Origin of the sequence: Streptomyces sp. NRRL S-1022 (genome assembly GCF_000720135.1) — a bacterium.
Taxonomy (GTDB): Bacteria; Actinomycetota; Actinomycetes; order Streptomycetales; family Streptomycetaceae; genus Streptomyces.
In genome coordinates this window covers 1-315 of the sequence record NZ_JOIU01000177.1, presented here as the reverse complement: position 1 = coordinate 315, position 315 = coordinate 1, and the positions used below count along the sequence as shown (strand labels likewise).

Annotated in this window: 1 protein-coding gene; it reads right to left on the bottom strand. The window is 67.0% G+C overall.

The window, feature by feature from the left end; translation table 11 throughout:
• Positions 1-149 precede the first annotated feature (149 nt).
• Positions 150-302: a pentapeptide repeat-containing protein gene (locus IG05_RS46455; RefSeq protein WP_267883346.1), complete on the bottom strand. Its 153-nt coding sequence runs from the start codon at positions 300-302 to the stop codon at positions 150-152.
• Between the last annotated feature and the right edge of the window lie 13 nt (positions 303-315).

The window sequence follows — 315 nt, the reverse complement described above, 5'->3', positions numbered from 1 at the left end:
CTCCTCGACGGCGGCGACCAGCTTCCCGTCGATGACGAGTGCGGCGGAGGAGTCGTGGCCGTACAGCAGGTGGCGGTCGATACCGGTGGCGCGAAAGAGGCGCCCGAAGATTTCCGCAGACTTGCCGAATCCGTTGTAGCCCAGAATGATCACGAGGGGCTCCTTTCGCCAGGCCAGATCGTGAGGTAGTCCGAAATCACGGCGGACCGCCGGAAGTCGGCGTCCAGCTCGGCGCCGGTCAGGTCGGCTCCGCTGAGGTCCGCGCCGTCCAGGTTCGCGCCGACGAGCCGGCAGTCGTTCAGCTCGGTGAGGATG